We start from the raw sequence: 22,146 nt of genomic DNA on the forward strand, positions 1-22,146 counted from the left end.
GCCTCCCCCGCACGGGGGAGGCGGTTCCCGCTCCGGGGGGAGGACCCGCCCCGGGGCGGCCGGGCATCGTCGGAGCCATGACAGCGATCGAGATCCGCGGGCTGACCAAGGAGTACCGGGCCCGCCGCGCCCTGGACGGGCTCACCGTGACCGTCGAACCCGGCCGGGTCACCGGATTCCTCGGCCCCAACGGCGCCGGGAAGTCCACCACCCTGCGCATCCTGCTGGGTCTGGACCGGCCCACCGCCGGCTCGGCGACCTTCGGCGGGCGCGCCTACACCGCGCTGCGCGAGCCGCTGCGCCACGTCGGGGCGCTCCTCGACGCCGGCGCCGCCCACGGGGGCCGAACCGCGCGCGACCACCTGCGCGCCGTCGCCGCCGCCAACCGGTTGCCGGCCGGGCGGGTGGCGCGGGTCCTGGACGAGGTGGGCCTGAGCCCCGCCGCGGACCGCCGGGTGCGGACCTTCTCCCTGGGCATGCGCCAGCGCCTGGGGGTGGCCACCGCGCTGCTGGGCGACCCCGCGGTGCTGCTGCTGGACGAACCGGCCAACGGGCTCGACCCGGAGGGCATCGTCTGGCTGCGGCGGCTGCTGCGGCGACTGGCCGCGGAGGGCCGCACGGTACTGGTCTCCAGCCATCTGATGGCCGAGACCGCGGCCACCGCCGACCACGTGGTGGTCCTCGGCCGCGGCCGGCTGCTGGCCGACCGGTCGACGGCCGACCTCGTCCGCGCCGCCGGCGGGCGGCGGGTGCGGGTGCGCACCGCCGAACCCGGCCGGCTGGCCGCCGCGCTGACGGACCGGGGACTGTCCTGGGAGCCCGCCGGGGACGGCTGGTGGCTGGTGGCGGACGCCGGCGCCGAGGAGGTCGGGCGGATCGCCGCCGCGGCGGGCGCCCCGGTCCTCGGCCTCGCCGACGACCACCCCACCCTGGAACAGGCGTACCTCGACCTCACCGGCGGGGCGGCCGAGTTCGCGGCCGGCCGGACCGGCGCCGGGGAGGTGGAGTGAGATGGCCTTCACCGCGGCCCTCCACGCGGAGTGGATCAAGGTCAGGTCCCTCCGCTCGACGCTCGGCTGCCTGCTCGCGGTCCTCCCGGTCACGGTCGGCACCACCGCCGCGGTCTGCGCGGCGTTCGGTGACGGGGAGTCCCGGGAGCCCGGCTTCGACCCCCTCTTCACCGCGTTCTACGGACTGAACTTCGGTCAGCTCGCGGCCGTCGCCTTCGGCACCGCCGCGGTCGCCGCGGAGTACCGCGGCGGGGCGATCCGGGTCTCCCTCGCCGCGGTGCCGCGCCGGGGGGTGTTCCACGCGGCCAAGATGGTTGCCGTGGGCGGGCCCGCGCTCGCCGTCGGCCTCCTCACCGGGCCGGCCGCCTTCCTGGCCGGCGGGGCGCTCCTGGACGGCCGGGGGACCGCGCCGGGTGACCCCGGCGCGGTGCGCGCGATGCTCGGCTGCGGCGTCTACCTGGCGCTGCTGGCGCTGCTGGCGGCCGGGCTGACCACGGTGCTGCGCAGCGGCGCCGCCGCCCTCGGGCTGCTCGTCCCGTTCCTGCTGATCGTCCCCTTCGTCGTGGGGGACCTCGCCGGGGGCGCCGCCCGCTACCTGCCGGACCGGGCCGGGCAACTGGTGCTGCACACCTCCCCGGAGGGCGGACTGGGCCCCTGGGAGGGCCTCGGGGTGACCGCCTGCTGGGCCGCGGCCGCGGTGCTGGCCGGCTGGTGGCGGCTGGCACGCCGCGACGCCTGACCGGCCGCGGCACGCCGCGGCCCACCGCGCCGGCCCGCGGCGTCGCGGCACGGATCCCCGGGGCGGGGGCACGGCCGCGGGCCCGGCCGGGCCGACCGGAGCGTCACGTGGCCCCGGCGAGGGCGGAAGGGCGGGAGTTGCGGGGCGCGGCGGACCGGCCGGGCGGGGTGGCCGGGGCGCCCGGGCCGGGCCAGGCGCCCCGCGGGGCCGGTGGCCGGGCACCCGGACGCTCCGGCGATGGGGGGACGGCGCCGGGGAGAGGGTTGCAGGTCCGCCGGGCGGGCGGGACGGCACGTCCGCACCGGGCGCGGACGGGTAGGCGCCCGGCCCCCGGGCCGACGGCGGGGCCTGCGGAGCGCCGGTCCTCTCCGCGCGGAGGCGCGGGCCGGCCGACCGTGCGCCTCCGGCGGGGCCGGGCCCTTCCGGGGCGGTGGCCGTGCCGCCCCCTTCCCCGTGGGCGGGGTGCGGTACGTGCGCCCCCGGTGGTACGTCCCGTCCGGCGGGCCGGGTCCGGCCCGTGGAGCTCAAGTGTCGTACCCCGGCGCTTTACTGACGGTATGACCACGCACATCGGAGCGCACCTCGCCGCCGTGGACGCCCTGTGCGCCCGGGCCCTGCCGGGCCGGCCGGACCCCTCCGGCGGACCGGGGACGCCGGCCGGCCCCGCTCACCAGGTCGTCGAGCTGCGGGCGAGCGAAGAGTTCTGGGACGCCGACCAGAGCCGGATCGAGGAGGCGGAGGAGGAGTTCCGCGTCGAGCTGGAGGTACTCGTCCGGGCGCTCGCCGGGCGCTGGGGCGAGCCGGAGGTGCTCGACCTCACCGGGCATCTGGAGCGTTCGGCGCTCGGCGAGCCGGTCCCGCCACCGCTGGACACCCTGTGCGGGTACGTCCGGACGCTGCACACCTGGCGGATACCGGGCGGCTGGATGGGCGTGGGCCTCGCCCACTCGGGCCGGGAGCTGCCCCGCCGGCTGATCGCCGCGGTGGCCGCCGGTACGCCGCGCTGACCTGTCCTCAGGTCCCGCGCCCCGGCGGCTCGGACAGGGCGCCGGGGCCGGGTGTGCCGAGGGGCGGTCCGGGTGCCGCGTCCGTGCGGCTTCGGAGACCGGGCGGACGGACGGGCTGCCGGGACGGCCGGAGTTGGCCGGTGTGCCGAGCCGTGTGCCTCGGCCGGGCCCGTGTGTGTCGGCCCATGTGTCCGGTGGTACGCCGGGGCCGGGTGTGCCGAGGGGCGGTCCGGGTGCCGCGTCCGTGCGGCTTCGGAGACCGGGCGGACGGACGGGCTGCCGGAATGGCCGGAGCGGGCCCGTGCGCCCAGCCGTGCACCTGGCCCGGGCCCGTGTGCCTCGGCCACGTGTCCGGTGGTACGCCGGGGCCGGGCCCGCCGCGTCCGGGGACTGCCGCGGTGACCGACCGGTGGGTGTGCCGCGCGCGGCCGGCCGGTCCGCACCGGCCGGCGGGTGCCCGGGGACGGCCCACCCGGTGCGGTCCTTCCCGGGGGTGACCCGGCGGCCGTTCCCGCGGTTCCCCGGCGGTGAGCACGGCGCGGTTCCCCCGCGGATCTCCCACCGGCGGGCACGCCGGTCCCGTGGCGGTGGGCACGACGGTTCACCGGCCGTGATTAAGGCAGGGCCCCGCGGTGCGGCGTCGTGCCGGCCGCGGGACCGCGCCGGTCACGCGTCGTCGAACGCCGCGGCGCGCAGTCTGCCGTACTCCTTGGCCATCCGCTGCGCCGACCAGTGCGCGTTCAGCCCACTGGGGTTCGGCAGCGCCCATATCCGGGTCTCCCCTATGGTCCGCTCCTGCGGCCCGATCCGGGCGTGCTTGTCGCCGAACGCCACCCGGTAGGCGGTCACCCCGGCCACCGCGAGCCACCGCGGCCGCAGCCGCAGCACCTTCTCCCGCAGCATCCGGCCGCCCTCCCGGAACTCCTCGTCGCTCAGCTCGTCGGCGCGCGCCGAGGGGCGGGTGACCACGTTGGTGATGCCCAGCCCGTACCGGAGCAGTTCCTCCTGCTCGGCCGGCGCCAGGCGCCGGGGCGTGAAGCCGGCCGCGTGCAGCACCGGCCAGAAGCGGTTCCCGGGGCGGGCGAAGTGGTGGCCGGTGGCGGCCGACATCAGCCCGGGGTTGATGCCGCAGAACAGCACGTGCAGATCCGCCGCGATCACGTCCGGGACCGGGCGGTGCTGCTCGGCGGCCGGCTCCGGGGGCGTCAGAGGATCGCCCCCGGGGTGTAGGCGGCGGCCGCGGGGTACCGCTCGGCCAGCTCCTCGATCCGCGCCACCACGGCGTGGACCTGGTCGGCCGCGGCTCCGGTGAAGGAGAGCTTGTCGGCCATGAGGGAGGCCAGCTCCGCCCGGTCCAGCGGGATGCGCTCGTCGGCGGCCAGCTTGTCCAGCAGGTCGTTCCGCTCGGCGCCGCGCTCCCGCATGGCGAGCGCGGTGGCCACCGCGTTCTCCTTGATCGCCTCGTGGGCGACCTCCCGGCCCACCCCGGCCCGCACCGCGCCCATCAGCACCTTGGTGGTGGCGAGGAACGGCAGGTAGCGGTCGAGCTCCCGGGCCACCACGGCGGGGAACGCCCCGAACTCGTCCAGCACCGTCAGGAAGGTCTCCAGCAGGCCGTCGAAGGCGAAGAAGGCGTCCGGCAGCGCGACCCGGCGCACCACCGAGCAGGACACGTCACCCTCGTTCCACTGGTCGCCCGCCAGCTCACCGGTCATCGACGCGTAGCCGCGCAGGATCACCGCCAGGCCGTTGACCCGCTCGCAGGACCGGGTGTTCATCTTGTGCGGCATTGCCGAGGAGCCGACCTGCCCGGGCTTGAAGCCCTCGGTGACCAGCTCGTGGCCGGCCATCAGCCGGATGGTCTTCGCCAGGGAGGAGGGCGCGGCGGCCAGCTGCACCAGCGCCGTCACCACGTCGTAGTCGAGCGAGCGCGGGTAGACCTGGCCCACCGAGGTGAAGGCGTGGGCGAAGCCCAGGTGCCCGGCGATCCGGCGCTCCAGCTCCGCCAGCTTGGCCGGGTCGCCGCCCAGCAGGTCCAGCATGTCCTGGGCGGTGCCGACCGGACCCTTGATGCCGCGCAGCGGGTACCGGCCCAGCAGGTCCTCCAGCCGGCCGAAGGCCACCAGCAGCTCGTCGGCGGCCGTGGCGAAGCGCTTCCCCAGGGTGGTGGCCTGGGCGGCGACGTTGTGCGAGCGGCCCGCCATGACCAGCTCCGCGTGCTCGGCCGCGAGCTTGCCCAGCCGGGCGAGGACGGCGACCGTGCGGTCGCGCACCAGCTCCAGGGAGAGCCGGATCTGGAGCTGTTCGACGTTCTCGGTCAGGTCGCGGGAGGTCATGCCCTTGTGCACGTGCTCGTGGCCGGCGAGGGCGTTGAACTCCTCGATGCGGGCCTTCACGTCGTGCCGGGTGACCTTCTCGCGCTCGGCGATCGAGGCCAGGTCGACGGTCTCCAGCCCCCGCTCGTAGTCGGCGAGGGCACCCTCCGGCACCTCGATGCCCAGGTCCTTCTGGGCGCGCAGCACGGCGAGCCACAGCCGCCGCTCCAGCGTCACCTTGTACTCGGGGGACCACAGGACGGCCAGCTCCGCGGAGGCGTAGCGGCCGGCCAGGACGTTCGGGATGCGCGGCTTCACAGTCACGTGTGCAGAGTCTACCTGCCGTCCATGGAGGTCCCGACATGTCCGTGGAGTCCGCGAAATCGCAGGTCACCCCCGTCGTGCCGGTGCCCATGGGCGCCCGTCCGCGAGAGGTTCGCCGAGCCGGCGTGGTAGCAACCGACAAAGGACCCGGCCGCCGTCCGGCCGTGCGGCGAGGCACCCCTCCCGGCCCCGGCCGGGACGCTCCGCGGGCCCTCGGCGGCCCGGCCGCGCCGCGGTGTGCGCGGTCGCCGCCGGTGCCCCGGGCCGTCCGGCCAAGGTCCGTCCCGGCCGGGGGCGGGAGCGAGGCGCTTGCGCTCACCGCGCCGGAACGGCTCCGGGGAGCGGGCGCGCCGGGCCCATCGCCTCCACCGCCGCGACCAGCGGGGCCAGCTCGGGGTTCCGGGCGGCGTCACCGAGCGCTTCGGCGAGGGCCGCGTCGTTGGTGGGCCGGGCCTCGGCGAGGAGCGCCAGGCCCGCCGGGGTGACGTCGGTGTAGATGCCGCGGCGGTCGGTCGGGCACAGGTAGCGGGAGAGCAGTCCGCGGTCCTGGAGTCGGGTGACCAGGCGGGTGGTGGCGCTCTGGCTCAGGACGACGGCGTCGGCGACCTGCTTCATCTGCAGGTGCCCGCCCTCGCCGTCGTGCTGGCGGCTGAGCACGTCGAGCAGCGAGTACTCCCGCACGCTCAGGTCGTGCCCGGCCTGAAGAGCACGCTCGATGTGCGTCTCGATCCTGCCGTACAGCAGGTAGAGGGCCGCCCATCCGTTGGAGAGGGCGGTCAGCGCGGGGTCCGTCGCGGTCATGGGTACCGGGCTCCTTCCGGATGCGGCCGGTCTCCAGGATAAGCTCTCACCGTAAATATCGGCTAGAGCTTTTATAGCGCTCCTGCAAGTAAGTGGTGGCCGACCGGGCCCGAGGGGCCGACCGGGCCGGGCCGGTCGGGTCGGCCCGGTCGCCGAGGAGGTGCGGGCTCTGTCGTACGGCCGGAGAATCGATTCCACCCGTGCTCCTCGGGGAGCCGTGCGGCGCCGGGGCGGGCGAGGCGGCGGGGCGGAGAGGAGACGCCATGGCCGATGCGGCAACTCCGGTTAACCTCACCCGTGCCGCCCATGTCGGGATCTCGGTCTCGGACCTGGACGCCTCGATCGCGTTCTACCGGGCGCTGACCGGGCGGGAACCCGTCGCGGCCGGGACCATGCACAGCGTGCCGTTCGGCAGGGCGCAAGGGCTGCCCACCGCGAAGCTGCGCTACGCCACGGTCAACCTGGACAACGCGCTGGGTATCGACCTCATCGAGTTCCAGGAGCCGGTCGGTGAGCGGACGAACGGGGTGGCGAACCGCCCCGGCTCGATGCACCTGTGCTTCCGCGTCGACGACTTCGACGCCGTGTACCGGCGGATGAAGGAGGCCGGCTACGCCTTCCTCGGGGACGGCTACACGTTCACCGCGGGGGAGGTCACCCCCGACGCGGCCCTCGGGACCAAGGTCGCCTACTTCAACGATCCGGACGGCACCAACCTGGAGATCATCGAGCCCAGGGGCGGCTTCGCCGCCTAGTGGCCCGCGCCTCGCGGTCGTCCCGTCCGGCGGTGGCGGAGGTCACCGTTCCGAGGTGGGGGAGGCCACCGTCCCGCGCCGCGGAGGGATGGCGGGACGCGGCGGAGCCGGCGAGGCGGGGCCGGCCGCCCTCTCCCTGGGGCCTGGGGGCCGGTGGGGTCAAGGGGGCCGGTGGGGCCCGACGGTCCGGCCCGGGCGGTGCCCGGCGCCCCGGCCCCGGCGGTGCCCGGCGGTCCGTCCCGGGGTGCCCGCGGCGGGTGCCCGGCGCCCCGGCGTCACCCCGGTCCTTCGGGTCGAAATAGCCCGCGTTTGCATTTATGCCGCGCCTGCAACTATTGTCGAGGCTCGTAAGGCGCAGCAACAAACGCATGGAGGTTCGCGCCGTGCCTCTCGCACTCCTGGCCCTGGCCATCGGGGCTTTCGGTATCGGCACCACCGAGTTCGTGATCATGGGGCTGCTGCCACAGATCGCCGACGACTACGGCGTGTCCATCCCCACCGCGGGCCTGCTGGTCACCGGCTACGCGATCGGCGTCGTCATCGGCGCCCCCCTGATGACGGTGCTCGGCACCCGGGTCGGCCGCAAGACGGTCCTGCTCGTCCTGATGGGGCTCTTCGTGGCCGGCAACCTGCTCTCCGCACTGGCGCCCACCTTCGGGATGATGCTCGCCGGCCGCATCGTGGCCTCACTGGCCCACGGGGCGTTCTTCGGCATCGGCTCGGTGGTCGCCGCCGACCTGGTCGCGCCGGACCGGAAGGCCGGGGCCATCGCCACCATGTTCACCGGTCTGACCGTCGCCAACGTCGTGGGCGTGCCGCTGGGCACGCTCATCGGGCAGGCGGTGGGCTGGCGCACCACGTTCGCCGTCGTCGCGGGGCTCGGGGTCGTCGGGCTGGTCGGCATCGCCCGGCTGGTGCCCGCGATGCCCCGGCCGGAGGGCGCCCGGCTGGGCCGGGAGCTGACGGCGTTCCGCAACCCGCAGGTGCTGCTCGCGATGGCGATGACGGTGCTGGGCTTCGGTGGCGTCTTCGCCGCGATCACCTACATCGCGCCGATGATGACCCATGTCGCCGGCTACTCCGCGGGCGCCGTCACCTGGCTGCTCGTACTGTTCGGCGTCGGCATGTTCCTGGGGAACCTGCTCGGCGGCCGGTACGCCGACCGGGCGCTGATGCCCCTGCTGTACACCACCCTCGGCGGCCTCGCGGTGGTGCTCGCGCTGTTCACCGTGACCGCGCACAGCAAGATCCTCGCCGCGGTGAGCATCCTGCTCGTCGGGGCGCTGGGCTTCGCGACCGTGCCGCCGCTGCAGAAGCGCGTCCTGGACCAGGCGTCCGGCGCGCCGACGCTGGCCTCCGCGGTCAACATCGGAGCCTTCAACCTGGGCAACGCGCTGGCCGCCTGGCTCGGCGGCCTGGTGATCGCCGCGGGCCTGGGCTACACCGCCCCGAACTGGGTCGGTGCCCTCCTGGCCGCCGCGGCCCTGCTCCTGGCCCTGTGGTCCGCCGCCCTGGAGCGCCGCGCCCCCGCGCCGGACGCCTGGTGCCGCGGCCGCCCCGGCCGCCGAGCCCGCCCCCTCGCTCCTCCACCACTGACCTCCCCACCAGGAGAAGCACCATGAACGCCACCCCCTCACCCCGCTGACCACCGCCGACGCCGAGAACCTGATCACGGCCGCCCGCTCCGCCGCGGAGGCGGCCGGGGTCCCGGTCAGCGTCACCGTCCTGGACGCGGGCGGCCACCAACTGGCCTTCCGCCGCGACGACCGCGCCGTACTGATCTCCGGCGAGACCAGCGGCCGCAAGGCGTACACCGCCCTCCAGCTGAACGCGCCGACCGCCGACCTGGCGGACCTGGTCAAGCCGGACGGCCCCTTCCACTCCCTGCCCACCGCCCTCGACCGGCCGCTGCTGTTCATCGCCGGCGGCATCCCCGTCCACCGCGACGGCCGCCTGATCGGCGCGATCGGCGTCGGCGGCGGGGCCCCCGGACAGGACCACTCCTTCGCCGCCGCCGCGCTGGAGAAGCTCGCCCGATGACCCGCGCCCCGCGGCGGGACCCGGCCGGCCACGGGCGACCGTCCGGCACCCCCCCCCCGGACCGACCCCCACACACCAACCCACAACCCACACACACCGACCCCGACACACGAGGAAGCGAATCCCATGACCATCCCCACCGTGAAGCTGAACAACGGCGTCGAGATCCCCCAGCTCGGCTTCGGCGTCTTCCAGGTGCCCGACGACGAGACCACCGCCGCCGTCACCGCGGCGCTCCAGGCGGGTTACCGCAGCATCGACACCGCCGCCGTCTACGGCAACGAAGCCGGCGTCGGCCGTGCGCTGGCCGCCTCCGGGCTGCCCCGCGAGGAGCTGTTCGTCACCACCAAGGTGTGGAACACCGACCAGGGCTACGACGCCACCCTGCGCGCCTTCGACGCCAGCCTCGCCAAGCTCGGCCTGGACCACGTCGATCTCTACCTGATCCACTGGCCCACCCCGGCCCGCGACCTGTACCCGGAATCCTGGCGCGCCCTGGAGCGCCTCGCCCGGGACGGGCGCATCCGCGCGGCGGGCGTCTCCAACTTCCAGCCGGCCCACCTCAAGCGGCTGCTGGAGAGCAGCGAGCTGACCCCGGCGGTCAACCAGATCGAGCTGCACCCCGGCCTCCAGCAGGCCGAACTGCGCGCCTTCCACGCCGAGCACGGCATCGCCACCGAGGCGTGGAGCCCGCTCGCCCAGGGCGCGGTCCTCGACGACCCGGAGATCACCGCGATCGCCTCCCGCACCGGCAGGTCCCCCGCCCAGGTCGTGCTCCGCTGGCACCTTCAGCTGGGCAACATCGTCATCCCCAAGTCGGTGACCCCGGCCCGGATCCGCCAGAACCTCGACGTCTTCGACTTCGAGCTCACCGACGAGGAGATGGCCTCGATCGCCGCCACCGACCGCGGCCTGCGCACCGGCCCGGACCCGGACGAGTTCAACTGAGCCGGTGCGGCCCGGCCCGTACGGCCCGGACCTCCGCACCGCTCCCGCTCCGCCCCGGGCAGGCCGCCCGGGGCGGAGCCTCGCACCCTCAAGGACCCACCGTGGCAATCCCGCATCCCGCCCTCGCCCGCCTCGCCCCCGCCGCCGGGCGGCTCACCCTCGGACTCGAACTCCCCCTCGACAACGGCTGGGACCCGGCCCGGCAGCGCGCCGACCGCGAGGCCGGCCGCCCCTTCGGCGTCCCCGACCTGACCGGGCAGACCCGGCTCGCCCGGCTCGCCGACCGGCTCGGCTTCGCCGCCCTGTGGCTGCGCGACGTGCCGCTGTACGACCCGGTGGGGTTCGGCGACGCGGGATCGGTCCACGAGACCTTCACCCACCTGGGGCACCTGGCCGCCGTCACCGACCACGTCGTGCTCGGCACCGGCGCGGTCGTGCTGCCGCTGCGGGAGCCCCTGTTGGTCGCCAAGGCCGCCGCCACCGTGGACGTGCTCTCGGGCGGCCGGATGCTGCTCGGCCTCGCGAGCGGCGACCGCCCCGTGGAGTACCCGCTGTTCGGACGGGACTTCCAGCGCCGCGGCGCCGCCTTCCGCGAAGGAGTGGAGACGCTGCGCGCCGCCTGGCGCGCCGGCCCGCTGGAACTGCCCCGGGCCGGACTCGACGCCGACCGGCAGCTCGACGTCCTGCCCAAGCCGGTCCATCCGGCGGGCATCCCGATCGCCGTCGCCGGCGGCGCCCAGCAGACCCCCGAGTGGATCGCCGAGCACGCCGACGCCTCCCTCAACTACCCGCGCGACCTCGGCGCCCTGCGCCTGCGGACACGCGAGTGGCAGCGCCTGGTCACGGGCGGCGCCAAGCCGTACCTCACACCGATGGTGCTGCACCTGCGGGAGGACCCCGGCGCCCCGCCGCGCCCCATCCGGCTGGGCCTGAGCACCGGCAGCCGGGCCCTGGTCGACCACCTCGGGCGGATGGCCGGCCTGGGCGTCTCCCATGTCTCCTTCAACCTGCGCCCCAGCGAACGGCCCGTGGAGGAGGTGCTGCGGGAGCTCGCCGAGGACGTCCTGCCGCACTTCCCGCGCCAGGACCTGCCGTAGGGGCCCGCGCCGCCCACGGGCGACGGCACCCGCGGGCACCCCCGCCGCCGGCACCGGCGGCGGGCCGACCGGGCCGGCCCGGGTTCCCGCCTCGCGGCGGCCCGGCAGGCGACCGACGGCACGGTGCGGCCACGGACCGGCGCGGGTGCCGCGCGACGGCACGTTCAGCGGTCCGGTCGCCGGGGTGCGGCCGAGCGGCGCGAAGGCGGCGGCCGGCGCCACGCGGCGCCGCGTCCGGCCGCACGGGCCGCGGAGCCGGGGGAGGGGCCGCGGCAGCGGTGCGGGGGGTGAGAGCGAGGCCGGGCCGGAGCGCGCCGCGCGGCCCCGGCGCCCGGCGCGTGCGGTGCCGTGCGCGTAGGGCGTGCGGCTCGCGGCCCGTACCGGTGGGCGCGGCGCCACCGCGTACCGGCGCGGGGGCGCGCTCACGGGCACGGGACACGGTCACCGGAACATGGTTACGAGCACGGGAGCACTGTCACGGGCACGGGGGCACGGCGCACCCGGCCCGTGCGCTCACACCTCGTACGGCAGCAGCTCGGCCCGCTTGGGCGGACGGCCGTCGCCGGAGGAGCGGCCGGTCAGCCGCCGTCCTATCCACGGCGCCAGGTGCTGCCGGGCGAACCGCAGGTCGGCGGCGCGCCGGGCCGCCCAGGCGGGCCGCACCGGCGGCGGCAGCGGCGCGTTCCAGTCGGACTCCGCCGGGTGGCCGGTGGCCTGCCACACCGCCTCCGCCACCCGGCGGTGGCCCTCGGCGTTCAGGTGCAGCCGGTCGTCCGCCCACATCCGGGCGTCGCCCAGCACGTCGGAACCGAACAGGTCCACCACCACCGCGCCGTGCCGGGCCGCCAGCGCGTCGATGTGGCCGAAGAGCCGTTCCATCCGCGGCCGGCCGCGCTCCAGCAGCGGTCCGCGCCGGCCCGGGCTGCGCATCAGCACCAGTTGGCGGCAGCTGGGTGCCAGCCGCTCCACCGCCTCCTCCAACCGGGCGCAGACCAGGCCCATGTCGCACTTGGGCCGCAGGACGTCGTTGAGCCCGCCGACCAGTGTCACCAGGTCGGCGTCCATCGCGGCGGCCACGTGGCTCTGCTCGTCGACGATCTGGCCGATGAGCTTGCCGCGCACCGCGAGGTTGGCGTACCGGAAGCCCGGCGCGGCGCCGGGCCCGGCCGCCGCGCGGGCGCGGGCGGCCAGCCGGGCGGCCAGCAGGTCGGCCCAGCCCCGGTAGCTGCCGTCCGGGAGCACGTCCGACATGCCCTCGGTGAAGGAGTCGCCGACCGCGACGAAGCTGGTGTGGATGACGTTGGTCCGCATGGCGCCGAACATACTAACCGGTCGGTCCGACCCCGTCCGCGGCGGTTCGGCATGCGGCCCGCCCGGTCCGCGAGCAGGATCGTCCGCATGGCTCTGACACACATCTACTTCGAGGGCGGTGCGCGCAACGGTACGACGGCGACCTGGGACCTGGCGCCGGGCGAGGACGTGTTCGACGACAACATCTTCCGGCCGCCGGAGCTGTACCGCAGGACGGCGCGGAAACGCCTGATGGGGGGAGTGGAGTACACGGTCTTCCGGTACGACCCGGCCGCGCACGGTCCCGTCCCGCCGGGCGGCCGCTGAGCGGCCGCCCGGCCTGGTGGCTGAGGTGGCGCAGGCAGTCCTCGAACGTGGCGTGCCTCGCGTCCGCCGGCCCGGCGCTCCGGTTGTACCAGGCGGTGTCCAGGCGGCTCTGCTGCTGGTGGCCGGTCCGGCAGCGCCGGATCGCCTCGCACACCGCCCGCGGGACGGGACCCGCCGCCCAACCGGCAGCGGGTCCCGGGGCGACTGGTGCACGAACTGCTGCAGGCCCGCATGTTCTCGTCCGGCAGCCACTCGGCCATCGGCTGGATCGACCGCACAAGTCTCATGGTCGGACCGATCCCGGTCGGCAGCGGAGACGGAGAACGCTGCCAGGCTAGGAAGCTCGTGCGTCGTGGCTCTCGCGATGGGCGAGGACTTGTTCCATGTGTGTCTGGGCCCACTGCCTGAGCCCGCGTGTCAGGTGGTGGAGCGAGAGGCCCAGGTCGGTCAGCTCGTAGGTGACGGTGACGGGGACCGTGGGCGTCACGGTGCGGATGAGCAAGCCGTCGCGTTCGAGAGCCCGTAGGGTCTGGGTCAGCATCTTCTGGCTGACTCCAGCCAGTAGCCGGGCCAGCTCGGAGTAGCGCATCGCCCTCGGGGCGTGCGATGCGCCGGACCGGTCGGGGGCGTCACCCCCCAGTGCGCACAGGATCAGGACGACCCACTTGTCCGAGATCCGGTCCAGGAGCTGACGGCTTGGGCACACCGCCAGGAACGCGTTGTACTCCGCCTTGGCCTGCGCCTTCTTGCTGGCCTTCGTCGTCACTGATTCCACCTTCCACCTTCTGGAGTGTTACGCACTTCAAAGTGCCTACTTCCCGATGGGAAGTTCCTCTCCGAGAGTGGTGCACGGGGGCTGGAGACACCACCCCCTTGCATGAAGTGAAAGGCACCGCGATGAACACGTGCTCCGCACCTCTTCCCGGCGGAACCTGGACGCTGGGTGACTCGTCCGTCACCCGGTTCGGCTACGGCGCGATGCAGCTCGCCGGCCCGTGGGTCATGGGGCCGCCCGCCGATCACGACGGCGCTCTGGCCGTGCTGCGCGAGGCGGTCGGCCTCGGGATCACCCACATCGACACCAGCGGCGCCTACGGACCGCGCATCACGAATGAGCTGATCCGTGAAGCGCTGCACCCCTACGCGGACCGGCTGTTCATCGCCACCAAGGTGGGCGCGACCCGCGACGCGCAGGGCGGCTGGCCCACCGCCCGGCGTCCCGAAGACCTGCGCAAGCAGGTCCATGAGAACCTCGAATCCCTCGGCGTCGACACCCTCGACCTGGTCAACATGCGCATGGGCGACGCTCAGGGTCCGCAGGCCGGCTCGATCGCCGAAGCATTCGAGACGCTCGTCGCTCTCCAGCAGGAGGGCCTGATCCGCCACCTCGGCGTCAGCAATGTCACCGGAGAACAGGTCGCCGAGGCGCGCAGCATCGCCCCGATCGTGTGCGTGCAGAACATGTACAACCTCGCCCACCGCCACGACGACGACCTCGTGGATCATCTCGCCGCCGACGGCATCGCCTACGTGCCGTTCTTCCCTCTGGGAGGCTTCACGCCGCTACAGTCCGAGGCCCTTTCACGGGTCGCGAACCGACGGGGGGCGACGTCCATGGCGGTCGCGCTGGCCTGGCTGATCCAGCGCTCGCCGAACATCCTGCTCATCCCCGGTACTTCGTCCATCGCCCATCTGCGCGAGAACATCGCAGGCGCCGACCTCTCCCTCTCGGACGACGACATGGCCGAACTGGACAGCATCGGCCGCTGAACAACACACAGGTCACCAACCGAGACCGCGCTGTCGGGCGGACCGGAGGAAGACGCCCGGCCCGTTGCCGTATTTCTCGGGCGGATGCACCCACCGGGTCCCGGTGCGGAATGTGTGGGCAATCGCGTCGATCGCCTCACGGTGATCGCGCCGGCGGCGCCCCGCTCCGGCGTCCGGTCCGGAAGCAGCGGCTCGATCCGCGCCTCCTGCGCGTCAGTCAACGGCGCGCCAGGACCGACGACCGACGGATCCGAACGAAACCGCCTGGCGCCGGTGGGCCGGGCGCCGGGCCGCGGCGCAGCGGTGTCCCCGGGACGACCGGACCCACAAGGGCCCGGTCGTCCCGGCCGGTGGCCGGGCGCCGGCTCAGGACACCAGCACCCGCAGCACGTCCTCCATGGTGACCAGCCCGGCCGGCAGCCCGTCGTCGCCGATCACCGCGGCCAGATGGGTGCGGCTGCCGCGCATCGCGGTGAGCACGTCGTCCAGCGGCGTGTCGGCCCGCACCCGGGCGATCGGCCGCATCTGGCCGATCCGGAACGGCACGTCGCCCGGCCGGGCGTCGAGCGCGTCCTTCACGTGCAGGTAGCCGCGGATCCGGCCGTCCTCACCGACCACCGGGAAGCGGGAGAAGCCCGACTCGGCGGAGAGCCGCTCCAGCCCGTCCGGGGTCACCCCGAGCGGCGCCGAGACCACCTTCTCCACCGGCAGCGCCACCTCGCGCACCGGCCGGCGGCCCAGCTCCAGGGCCTCCCGGAGCCGCTCGGTGGCCCGCTCGTCCAGCAGTCCCGCCTCGCTGGAGTCGGCGACCATCCGGGCCAGCTCGTCGTCCGAGAAGCTCGCCGAGACCTCGTCCTTCGGCTCCACCCGCAGCAGCCGCAGGATGCCGTTGGCGAAGGAGTTGACGGTGAAGATCACCGGCCGCAGGGCGCGGGCCAGGGCGACCAGCGGCGGGCCGAGCACCAGCGCCGTCCGCACCGGCTCGGCGAGCGCCACGTTCTTGGGCACCATCTCGCCGAAGAGCATGTGCAGATAGGTCGCCGCCGACAGCGCGATCACGAACGCCACCGGATGGGTCAGTCCGTCCGGCACGTGCGCGGCGTGGAAGACCGGCTCCAGCAGGTGGGCGATGGCCGGTTCGGCCACCACGCCCAGCACCAGGGTGCACAGGGTGATGCCCAGCTGGGCGGCGGCCAGCAGCGCCGAGACGTGCTCCAGGCCCCACAGCACGCTGCGGGCCCGCCGGTCGCCCTGCTCGGCGTGCGGTTCGATCTGGCTGCGCCGCACCGAGATCAGGGCGAACTCGGCGCCCACGAAGAAGGCGTTGACCACCAGCGAGAGCAGACCGATCAGCAACTGGATCGCGGTCACCGGTCCTCCTCCGTCCCGTGCGCGTCGTGCTCACCGGGCAGCGGGGCCACCAACCGGGCGGTGGACGCCCGCCGCCCGGCGGCGTCGGCCACCTCGATCCGCCAGCCCGCCACCTCGACGCTGTCCCCGCGGGCCGGGATGCGGCCCAGCTCGGTGGCGATCAGACCCGCCAGCGTCTCGTACGGGCCGTCCGGGGCGCGCAGGCCGATCGCCACCAGCTGGTCCATCCGGGCCGCGCCGTCGGCGTCGTACAGCCGCCGGCCGTCCGGGTCCGTGCCGGCCGGGGCCAGGTCGGGGGTCTCGTGCGGGTCGTGCTCGTCGCGGACCTCGCCGACCACCTCCTCGACGATGTCCTCCAGCGTGGCCACGCCCGCGGTGCCGCCGTACTCGTCGATCACCACGGCCATGCTGCGCTGGGTGGACAGCCGGTCCAGCAGCCGGTCCACGGTGAGCGACTCGGGCACCAGCAGCGGCTCCCGCAGCAGTTCGGCGACCGGGTGGCGGGGGCGCCGCTCGGCGGGCACCGCGAGCACGTCCTTGATGTGCGCCACGCCCACCACTGTGTCCAGGCTGCCGCGGTAGACGGGGAAGCGGGACAGCCCGGTGGCGCGGGTGGCGTTGGCCACGTCCTCGGCGGTGGCCTGGACGTCCAGCGCCACCACCTGCACGCGCGGCGTCATCACGTTCTCCGCGGTGAGACCGGACAGGCTCAGGGTGCGGACGAACAGCTCGGCGGTGTCCGCCTCCAGCGCGCCCTCCTTCGCCGAGTGCCGGGCGAGGGCCACCAGCTCCTGCGGACCGCGCGCCGAGGCCAGTTCCTCGGTCGGCTCCAGGCCCATCCGGCGCACGGTGCGGTTGGCGGTGTTGTTCAGGTGCCGGATCAGCGGGCGGAAGGCCGCGCTGAAGGCGCGTTGCGGGCCGGCCACGGTCCGGGCGACCGGCAGCGGGCGGGAGATCGCCCAGTTCTTCGGGACCAGCTCGCCGACCACCATCAGCACCACGGTGGACAGCGCCGTGCCCAGCACCAGGGCCACCGAGGAGGCGGCCGAGCGGGACAGCCCGGTCGCCTCGACGGGGCCGGTGAGCAGGGCGGCGATGGACGGCTCGGAGAGCATGCCGATGATCAGGCCGGTGACGGTGATGCCCAGCTGCGCGCCGGAGAGCTGGAAGGTGAGGCCGCGGACCGCGCGCAGGGCGGACTCGGCGCCCCGCTCACCCCGCTCGGTGGCCAGCTCCAGATCCGAGCGCTCCACCGTGGTCAGGGAGAATTCGGCCGCCACGAACACCGCGCAGGCGAGCGTCAGCAGCAGGGCGACCACCAGGAGGATCACTTCGGTCATCGGTTCACCTCCGTCCCATCGTCGGTCAGGGCCGGGGGAAGCGCGCGATATCGACCACGTGGCGGTTCACTACTGGGAGGTTCGCCCATGAGCGGACGTTCACACCTTTCGGGAGAGGGGCCGGTGCCCGCCGCGGACTGCGACGGAGAGACAATGGTAAAGGATCGGCAAAGCTGCTGCGGGTCACGCGTCAGCGTCTTCCCGCGTCCCGGCGGTTACACCCGTCGGGACCGCCCGTCGTGCCGGATCCGGCCCGTGCCGCGCGGTGCCGCCCACAGGGCCCGTCCGCGTCGTCCCCGAGTGGCTGATCACCTCCGTGAGCGCCGGCAGGGCGGGCGGCGCTCCGCCGCCGGGGCCGGGCACCGTGCCGGCACACGGCGCGGCCCGGTGACCGGAGCGGGCCGGTGACCGGAGCGGGCCGGTGACCGGAGCGGGCCGGTCGGTGGCACGGGTGCCCCGGGGCGCCGGTGCGTACCGCCCCACGCCGCGGCGGCCCTCACCCTGCTCGGCGCCGCGATCACCCTCAACCCGCCACGTCCCGTCCCGCCACGTCCCCTCCCGTCCCGCCACGTCCGGACCGGCGGCGCCGCGTCGGCGGCGCTGTCCGGCAGACGGGCATTCAGCGCCGCGACCGCCCGGGCGGACCGGCGGCGCGACCGGGGGCGGTGGCCGGAGCCCCCGGCCACCGCCCCCGGTCGCGGGCCCCGGCTACGCCCGGCCCCGGAACACCTCGATGAGGCTGGCGTAGCTGGTGCCCTCGTGCCCCGCGGCCAGGGCCCGCTCGGCCAGCGCCTGGATACGGGCCGGCCAGTCGGTGTCGATGCCGGCGGCGGCGCTCTCCCGCACCAGGTACTTCATGGTGGCCAGATGGGTCTCCACGGTGGCGTCCTCGGGCGGGTAGGCGCCGCGGTCGATCTGCCCGGCGTAGGCGGTGATGAACTCCGTGACGCTGCCGACCCACCGGGTGGCGAACGGGGCGAAGGCGCTCGCGTCCACCTTGGCCGAGCCCAGCAGCGCGGCCCCGTGCAGGAAGGCGTTGAGCGTGCCCCACATCAGGCCCAGCAGCGCCACGTCGTACAGGGCCGCGAGACCGGGGTCCTCCCCGAAGTACGTGGCGGTGCCCAGCCGCTGGAGGGCCGCCCGGTGCCGGTCGAACGCCTCCCGCTCGCCGCTGAAGAGCAGGAACGCCTCCGGGCGGCCGATCACCTCGGGGACCGCCATGATCGCGCCGTCCAGATAGGAGGTGGTCAGCGCCGTCAGTTCGCGGGCCTCCTCGGACGTGCCGGAGGTCAGGTTGACCAGCGTCCGGCCGGCCAGCGCGTCCCGGTGCGGGCCGAGCACGTCGTGGACCGCCGCCGCGTCGCTGAGGCAGACCACGACCAGGGAGCCGGCCCGGACCGCCGCGTCCGGGGACGGCGCGAGCACCGCCCCGGCGGCGACCAGCTCCGCCGCCTTGCCGGAGCTGCGGTTCCACACGGTGGTGGGGTGGCCGGCCGCGAGGAAGGCGGCGGCGAGGGCCTGGCCCATCAGGCCCAGTCCGATGACGGTGACGGGCTCGGAGCGGAGTTCGGTGGTGTGCGGTGTCTCGTTCATGTGACGACTGTGCGGGAACCGGGTTCCGGTCCGTCTCCGGAAACGTTGCGGCGGGGCGACGAGTACCGTGACCGGGTGCGATTCGGAGTACTGGGCCCCCTGGAGGTGCGGACGTCGGACGGCAGCCCCGTCCGGGTTCCCGAGGCGCGGGCCCGCGCCCTGCTGGCCGCGCTGCTGGTCCACCGGGGCCGGACCGTCCCCGTCGACCGGCTCATCGACGCCCTGTGGGGCGACGCGCCCCCGGCGAGCGACGTCCGCACCCTGCGGTCGAAGGTCTCGCTGCTGCGGCGCGTCCTGGAGGAGGCCGAACCCGGCGCCCGGGAGCTGATCGAGTCCCGGCCGCCGGGGTATCTGCTGCGGGCGGACGACGACGCGGTGGACGCCGGCCGCTTCGAGGCCCTGCTGCGTCGCGCTCGGACGGCCGGTGACCCCCGCACCCGGGCCCGGTTGCTCGGCGAGGCCACCGGGCTGTGGCGCGGCACCGCCGCGTTCGCCGACCACGCCGACGAGGAGTTCGTCCGCGCGGAGGCCCGGCGGCTGGAGGAGCAGCGCCTGGTCGCTCTCGAAGACCTGGCCGAGGCGCGGCTGGACCTGGGCGAACACGCCGTGCTCGCGGGCGAGCTGGGCGAACTCGTGGCGGCCCATCCGCTGCGGGAGCGGCTGCGGGGCGCGCATGTACGGGCCCTGTACCGGGCGGGCCGGCAGGACGAGGCGCTGGCCGGCCTCGCCGAGCTGCGCGACCGGCTCCGCGACGACCTCGGCATCGACCCCGGCCGCGAACTGGTCGAACTCCACGCGGCGATCCTGCGGCAGGACCCGCGCCTCACCCCCGCCTCCCCGGCCGCCCCCCGCGGACCCGCCGCGCGGCAACCTGCCCGCGCCGCTGACGGACCTGATCGGCCGTGCCGAGGACGTGCGGCGGATCGACGCGATGCTGGCCGGTGGACGGCTGGTGACCCTCACCGGCGCCGGCGGGGTCGGCAAGACCCGGCTCGCCCTGGACGTGGCCGCGCGCCGCGCCGGGGCCCTCCCGGACGGCGCCTGGCTGGTGGAGCTGGCCGCGGCCCGTACCGCGGCCGAGGTGCACGAGGCCGTCGCGGCGGTCCTCGGACTCCGCGACGACCCGGGCGCCCCCGTCCGCCCGCTGCCCGGCCAGCTCGCCGACGCCCTCGCCGGCCGGGAGACGCTGCTGGTGCTGGACAACTGCGAACACGTGGTGGAGCCGGTCGCCGAACTCACCGCGCACCTGCTGCGCGCGGCGCCCGCGCTGCGGGTGCTGGCCACCAGCCGGGAACCGCTCGCGGTGGCCGGTGAACGGCTCTGCCCGGTCCCGCCGCTGGCGGTGCCGGACCCCGAGGAGACCCGGCCGGACCAGCTGCTGCGGTCCGACGCGGTACGGCTGTTCGTCGCCCGCGCCACCGCGGCCGACCCCACCTTCCGGCCGGCGGACGGCGACGCCGGGGCGGTCGCCACCATCTGCCGCCGGCTGGACGGCATCCCGCTCGCGCTGGAGATGGCCGCCGCCCGGGTCCGGCTCATGCCGGTGACCGACCTCGCCGCCCGGCTCGACGACCGCTTCCGGCTGCTCACCGCCACCCTCCGGGCCGCGCCGACCCGGCAGCGCACCCTGCGCGCCACCCTCGACTGGAGCTGGGACCTGCTCGGCGAGCCGGAGCGGACCGTGCTGCGCCGGCTGACCGTCTTCGCCGACGGCTGCACGCTGCCGGCCGCCGAGGCGGTGTGCGCCGGCGGGCCGGTGCGCCGCGAGGACGTCCTGGACCTGCTCGGACGGCTGGTGGACCGCTCGCTGGTCGGACAGCACCAGGGCCGCTACCGGCTGCTGGAGACCGTCGCCGCCTACGGCGCGGAGCGGCTGGCCGAGGCCGGCGACGAGGAGGCCCGCGGCGCCCGGGACCGGCACCTCGCCCACTACACCGGGTACGCCGAGCTGGCCGACGCCGGGCTCCGGGGCCCGGAGCAGCGGCAGTGGCTGCGACGGCTGGACGCGGAGACCGCCAACGTCCGCTCCGCGCTCGCCCACGCGGTCCGCCGCGGCCACGCCGACCCGGCGCTGCGGCTGGTCGGCGCCATGGCGTGGTTCTGGTTCCTGCGGGGCCGGTTCGCCGAGGCGCGGCGCTCGCTGGACCTGGCCCTCACGGCCGGCGGCACACCGGTGCGCAAGGCGGCGGCCCGGGCCTGGCGGGCGGGGATGTCGCTGCTGCTGCTCGACGGGCACGACACCGACAGCCAGGCGGTGCTCAAGCTGTACGACGCCCTCGACGACCCCGCCGGACGGGCCCGTGCCCGCTGGTTCGTCGCGCTGGGCCGGGCCGGGTTCGGCGACCCCGCGGCGACGCTGGACCTGGCCGACCGGGCGCACGCCGGGTTCGTGGCCCTGGGGGACCGGTGGGGCGCCGCGGCGGCGCTCTCGGTCCGTGCCGAGGTCGCCCTCTACCAGGGCGACCACGCCCGGGCGCGGGCCGACGCCGACCGGGCCCGGGCCCTGTTCGACGAACTCGGCGACGGCTGGGGCCGGCTGCAGACCGCCTACATCCTGGGCGACCTGGCGGAGGCCACCGGCGACTACGGCACCGCCGAGCGCCTGCGGACCGAGGGCCACCGCCTCGCCCACGACCTCGAACTGTGGAACGACGCGGCCAAGATGCTGGCACGGCTGGGCCGGACCGCCGCCCTCACCGGCGATCCGGACCGCTCCCGGGACCTCCACGAGCGGGCCCGGCGGCTGGCCGTGGCACACGGCTACCGGCGCGGCGAGGAGTTCGCCGAGGTCGGCCTCGGGCTGGTGGCCCGCCGCCAGGGCAGGCTGGACGACGCCGAGGCCCACCTGCGCGGATGGCTGGAGTGGTGCCGCCGCTGGGAGGGCGACCACGGGGTGGCGTTCATCCTCGCTCAGCTCGGCTACATCGCCGAACAGCGCGGGGACGCCGGCACCGCCCGGAAGCTGCACCGGGAAGGGCTGGACAGCGCCCGGCGCACCGGCGACCCGCGCGCGCTGGCGCTCGCCCTGGAGGGGCTGGCCGGGGCCGAGGCGCTGGCCGGCGCGTACACCGAGGCCGCCAGGCTGCTGGGCGCCGCCGCGGCGGCCCGCGACGCGGTGGGGGCGCCGCTGCCCCCGGCCGAACGCGGCGACGTGGACCGCGCCATCGGCCGCATCCGCGCCCACCTCGCCCCCGAGGCGTACGCCCGCGCCTTCCGGCGGGGCGGCGAGGACTTCCGGCGGGACGGCGACGGCCTCCCCGGCACGGAGGTCCTGCCGGACCCCGCCCCGGACCCGGCGCCGGCCTCCGCACCGGAGCCGGTCTGACCCGCACCGTCCCGGCGAACCCGCGCGCGTTCCCGTCGACGGCCGCCACCACGGCGTCGGCGCGAGCACGCCGTTCCCGCGGCGGTCCGGTCGC

At 75.6% G+C, this 22,146-nt stretch carries 18 protein-coding genes and 1 pseudogene; 11 read left to right on the forward strand and 8 right to left on the reverse strand.

The features are described from left to right. The first annotated feature begins 77 nt into the window (after positions 1 to 77). The 3 genes from IHE55_RS26850 (at position 78) to IHE55_RS26860 (ending at position 2,756) form a co-directional block, all read left to right on the forward strand. On the forward strand, positions 78 to 1,010 hold the full coding sequence (locus IHE55_RS26850) for an ATP-binding cassette domain-containing protein (RefSeq protein WP_197991393.1): 933 nt from the start codon (positions 78 to 80) through the stop codon (positions 1,008 to 1,010). A 1-nt stretch (position 1,011) separates the two neighbouring features. After that, complete coding sequence (locus IHE55_RS26855; protein WP_197991394.1) at positions 1,012 to 1,749, forward strand: ABC transporter permease subunit; 738 nt, start codon at positions 1,012 to 1,014, stop codon at positions 1,747 to 1,749. A 557-nt stretch (positions 1,750 to 2,306) separates the two neighbouring features. After that, positions 2,307 to 2,756 carry a hypothetical protein gene (locus IHE55_RS26860; RefSeq protein ID WP_197991395.1) on the forward strand — a complete coding sequence of 150 codons (450 nt, stop codon included), beginning with the start codon at positions 2,307 to 2,309 and terminating at the stop codon, positions 2,754 to 2,756. Positions 2,757 to 3,422: 666 nt separating this feature from the next. Here IHE55_RS26860 and mug read toward each other — a convergent pair. The 3 genes from mug to IHE55_RS26875 all read right to left on the reverse strand — a co-directional run bounded on the left by mug (position 3,423) and on the right by IHE55_RS26875 (position 6,196). Then, a complete protein-coding gene (gene mug, locus IHE55_RS26865; protein WP_372442733.1) occupies positions 3,423 to 3,917 on the reverse strand; it encodes a G/U mismatch-specific DNA glycosylase in 495 nt (164 codons plus the stop codon). Between the two features lie 44 nt (positions 3,918 to 3,961). Further along, a complete protein-coding gene (gene purB / locus IHE55_RS26870) occupies positions 3,962 to 5,395 on the reverse strand; it encodes an adenylosuccinate lyase (RefSeq protein ID WP_197991396.1) in 1,434 nt (477 codons plus the stop codon). 315 nt (positions 5,396 to 5,710) lie between these two features. After that, a complete protein-coding gene (locus tag IHE55_RS26875; protein WP_197991397.1) occupies positions 5,711 to 6,196 on the reverse strand; it encodes a MarR family winged helix-turn-helix transcriptional regulator in 486 nt (161 codons plus the stop codon). Between the two features lie 263 nt (positions 6,197 to 6,459). On the opposite strand from IHE55_RS26875, the gene IHE55_RS26880 reads away from it, so the two are divergent. From IHE55_RS26880 to IHE55_RS26900, 5 genes are all read left to right on the forward strand, one after another. After that, a complete protein-coding gene (locus tag IHE55_RS26880) occupies positions 6,460 to 6,951 on the forward strand; it encodes a VOC family protein (RefSeq protein WP_197991398.1) in 492 nt (163 codons plus the stop codon). Between the two features lie 383 nt (positions 6,952 to 7,334). Further along, positions 7,335 to 8,573: an MFS transporter gene (locus IHE55_RS26885; protein ID WP_197991399.1), complete on the forward strand. Its 1,239-nt coding sequence runs from the start codon at positions 7,335 to 7,337 to the stop codon at positions 8,571 to 8,573. 19 nt (positions 8,574 to 8,592) lie between these two features. Next, complete coding sequence (locus IHE55_RS26890) at positions 8,593 to 8,991, forward strand: GlcG/HbpS family heme-binding protein (protein ID WP_197992275.1); 399 nt, start codon at positions 8,593 to 8,595, stop codon at positions 8,989 to 8,991. A 126-nt stretch (positions 8,992 to 9,117) separates the two neighbouring features. Continuing rightward, positions 9,118 to 9,939: an aldo/keto reductase gene (locus tag IHE55_RS26895; RefSeq protein WP_197991400.1), complete on the forward strand. Its 822-nt coding sequence runs from the start codon at positions 9,118 to 9,120 to the stop codon at positions 9,937 to 9,939. Positions 9,940 to 10,040: 101 nt separating this feature from the next. Then, a complete protein-coding gene (locus tag IHE55_RS26900) occupies positions 10,041 to 11,036 on the forward strand; it encodes a TIGR03571 family LLM class oxidoreductase (protein ID WP_197991401.1) in 996 nt (331 codons plus the stop codon). Positions 11,037 to 11,549: 513 nt separating this feature from the next. Here IHE55_RS26900 and IHE55_RS26905 read toward each other — a convergent pair. Further along, positions 11,550 to 12,347 (reverse strand): SGNH/GDSL hydrolase family protein, encoded by a 798-nt coding sequence (locus tag IHE55_RS26905; RefSeq protein ID WP_197991402.1) that lies wholly within the window; start codon positions 12,345 to 12,347, stop codon positions 11,550 to 11,552. An 87-nt stretch (positions 12,348 to 12,434) separates the two neighbouring features. Here IHE55_RS26905 and IHE55_RS26910 point away from each other — a divergent pair, with 87 nt between their 5' ends. After that, complete coding sequence (locus IHE55_RS26910; RefSeq protein ID WP_232265712.1) at positions 12,435 to 12,653, forward strand: hypothetical protein; 219 nt, start codon at positions 12,435 to 12,437, stop codon at positions 12,651 to 12,653. Between the two features lie 334 nt (positions 12,654 to 12,987). On the opposite strand, the gene IHE55_RS26915 is transcribed toward IHE55_RS26910, so the two are convergent. Further along, positions 12,988 to 13,419, reverse strand: a complete 432-nt coding sequence (locus tag IHE55_RS26915) for a winged helix-turn-helix transcriptional regulator (protein WP_197991403.1) — start codon at positions 13,417 to 13,419, stop codon at positions 12,988 to 12,990. A gap of 131 nt (positions 13,420 to 13,550) precedes the next feature. Between IHE55_RS26915 and IHE55_RS26920 the strand changes: the two genes are divergently transcribed. After that, positions 13,551 to 14,423 (forward strand): aldo/keto reductase family oxidoreductase, encoded by an 873-nt coding sequence (locus tag IHE55_RS26920; RefSeq protein ID WP_197992277.1) that lies wholly within the window; start codon positions 13,551 to 13,553, stop codon positions 14,421 to 14,423. 366 nt (positions 14,424 to 14,789) lie between these two features. On the opposite strand, the gene IHE55_RS26925 is transcribed toward IHE55_RS26920, so the two are convergent. The 3 genes from IHE55_RS26925 to IHE55_RS26935 form a co-directional block, all read right to left on the reverse strand. Then, the gene (locus IHE55_RS26925; protein ID WP_197991404.1) at positions 14,790 to 15,794 is read right to left on the reverse strand and encodes a hemolysin family protein; all 1,005 of its coding nucleotides are present in this window, start codon (positions 15,792 to 15,794) and stop codon (positions 14,790 to 14,792) included. Next, positions 15,791 to 17,134 (reverse strand): hemolysin family protein, encoded by a 1,344-nt coding sequence (locus tag IHE55_RS26930; RefSeq protein WP_197991405.1) that lies wholly within the window; start codon positions 17,132 to 17,134, stop codon positions 15,791 to 15,793. The genes IHE55_RS26925 and IHE55_RS26930 overlap by 4 nt, the downstream gene beginning before the upstream one ends. Before the next feature lie 708 nt (positions 17,135 to 17,842). Further along, positions 17,843 to 18,727, reverse strand: a complete 885-nt coding sequence (locus IHE55_RS26935; protein WP_197991406.1) for an NAD(P)-dependent oxidoreductase — start codon at positions 18,725 to 18,727, stop codon at positions 17,843 to 17,845. A gap of 75 nt (positions 18,728 to 18,802) precedes the next feature. Between IHE55_RS26935 and IHE55_RS32810 the strand changes: the two are divergent. Next, positions 18,803 to 22,052, forward strand: a pseudogene (locus IHE55_RS32810) (AfsR/SARP family transcriptional regulator). Positions 22,053 to 22,146 lie beyond the last annotated feature (94 nt).

The sequence above is a fragment of the Streptomyces pactum genome, assembly GCF_016031615.1.
In the GTDB taxonomy this organism is placed as follows: Bacteria; Actinomycetota; Actinomycetes; order Streptomycetales; family Streptomycetaceae; genus Streptomyces; species Streptomyces pactus.